This is a genomic window from Synechococcus sp. H55.11, assembly GCF_047462475.1.
Classification (GTDB): Bacteria; Cyanobacteriota; Cyanobacteriia; order Thermostichales; family Thermostichaceae; genus Thermostichus.
The window spans coordinates 1-2,336 of the sequence record NZ_JANSJI010000052.1; the positions used below are offsets into that span (position 1 = coordinate 1).

General features: G+C 59.9%; 1 protein-coding gene. It reads right to left on the reverse strand.

Translation table 11 applies throughout. From position 1 onward, the window contains the following. Positions 1–152: 152 nt before the first annotated feature. Positions 153–1,925, reverse strand: a complete 1,773-nt coding sequence (locus tag NW853_RS02230) for a peptidoglycan D,D-transpeptidase FtsI family protein (protein WP_414347503.1) — start codon at positions 1,923–1,925, stop codon at positions 153–155. Between the last annotated feature and the right edge of the window lie 411 nt (positions 1,926–2,336).

The window sequence follows — 2,336 nt, forward strand, 5'->3', positions numbered from 1 at the left end:
GTTTATTTCAGACACTCCTGAAGCGCTCACGCGACCACCCCCGGCCCCTCTCCCTCAGGGAGAGGGGAGTTAGGGATCGACGCCACGATCCGTTCCATTGCTATTTAGTTAAAGCTCTAGTTAAACTTAATTGAAGATCCTAGCCCCCGCTTTCAGTTGCTGTAGCCACGCTCGGTAGAATTGGGGCGGATCCCTTCTAGGGTGATGATCTCCTCAATGACCGAGCGAACCACGGGAGCCGCCGTCGTCGAGCCGAAAGCATCTTCCCCCTGGGGCTCGTCGAGCACTGCCAGGATCACGTAATTGGGGCGAAGGGCCGGGAAGTAGCCCACAAAACTGGTGATGCGTTTGCCGGGCAGATAGCCCCCCCGCGGCCCTGCTTTCTGGGCGGTACCTGTTTTGCCGCCGATCTCATACCCCTCGATCTTGGCCGATTGCCCGGTGCCAAAATCCACCACGTCCCGCATCTGGATGCGCACCGCCAGGGTGGCCTGCTCCGACAGCACCCGCACCGGCTGGGGTTGCGGGGATCCCCAAACCAAGGTGTCTGTATCCTTTTCCACCAGACCGCGCACCACATGGGGCTGCACTTTCAGCCCGCCGTTGGCGATGATGCAATGCAAAGTGGCCAACTGCAGGGGGGTGAGGGCCAGCCCCTGGCCAAACGCAACGGTGGCTCGCTCCACCGGCACGGTTACGAATTGCCGCAGCGGCTTCAAACGGCTGGCCGGCTCAAAGGGCAGATCCACACCACTGCGCTCATTCAATCCCAACCGTACCAAGGCATTGTAGTACTGGCGGGGATCCAGTTTGCGCATCAGATGGACCATGCCCACGTTGCTGGACTGGCGCAGGATATCGGTGACGCTCATCCAGCCATGGGCCCCCCGCTGGTGGTAGTCGTAGTTTTGGATGGGCCACTGACCGATCAGGATCCGTCCTTCGTCATACACCCGTTCATCGGCTCTAAAGGCGCCGGCATCCAGTCCAATGGCGATGTTGATGGGCTTGAAGGTGGATCCCGGCTCATACAAATCCGTTACAGCCCAGTTGCGAAAAAGGCCGGGGTCATACTCGAAGTAGCGGTTGGGGTCGTAGGTAGGTTCGGCCACCAGAGCCAAGATCTCCCCCGTGTGGGGCTGGAGGACGATCACCGTGCCCCGCAGCGCTCGAAACCGTTGCAGTTGAGCTTTCAGGGCGGCGCGGGCAGCCCTTTGCAGGCGCATATCTAGGGTGAGCTGCAGCACCATCTCGCGGGATTGCAGCAGCCCTTCCGGCACCTCGGCAGCCAGCAGTCGTCCGTAGCCATCGCGAGGAATAGTGACAGGTTGCACAGTACGCTCCAGCAGCTCCTGTTGAGAATATTCCACTCCCGCCTGGCCCTGATGATCCAGATCCACATAGCCTACTACCTCGGCAACCATCTCTTTTTGAGGGTAGATGCGTTGCCGCTCGCTCACCAGCTCTAGGCCATCCAGATGCAGAGCCTGAATTTGATCGGCCACTTCCTGCAATACCCAACGCTCCACCCGCACTGCATGATTGGCCGACAGTTGTCGCGTTAATTGTTCCACCGGCCGCCGCAATAGGGGAGCAAGGGCAGCGGCAATGTCCTCGGGGGTGCTGCCGAAGAGGCGAGGATGGGCCCAGAGGGTATAGACAGGGCGATCCACGGCCAGCAATTCTGCCTGCTGCTGGGCAAGGGAGCGGCGATCCACAATCGAGCGACGAGGGATGAAGGGTCTCAACTGAGCCCGCTGCTGGGCCTCAGCTCGCTGCTGCAACAGGGGCGCCTGTTGATGTTGCAAATAAACCAGACGTGCTCCTGTCAGGAATAGGGCAATGATTAAAGCCAAGCCGGTCATGCCGGCGCGGAAGTCGAGCTGGCGAGCTGTCGGGATCCGTTCCCCCAGGAGCCAACCCAACGTTGTTCTCCACCGCCTGGAGCTTGGCAGTGAAGGGGGCCAAGCACCTCTTCTGTATCGGTGGGCAAGTTGCCGGCCCTTCTGCTCTGTCTCCGGTTTTTTGGGCTCAGCTCGCCGTAGCCCAGCCCTAGATCTGACTTCCACCACAACCCCTACCAGACACCACCGCTAGTTTGGCGCTCATCCCTTTGTTATGCCAGCGCTAACGCCACTCCACAGCTTTTCAGAAGAGAGTTAGCCCAAGCGCTCCGCGCAGCCAGCGCGAACACCTCCGACCCCTCTCCCTTTGAAAGAGGGAAGTTGGAGATCGACGTAAGGCTGCCGGAGGCAACGTCTTAGGCTTAGCCTATTCTGAGCCCCACTTGGGTTTTTGGGGACAAGCCCGGCCAAAGCTGAGACAATAACACCTGT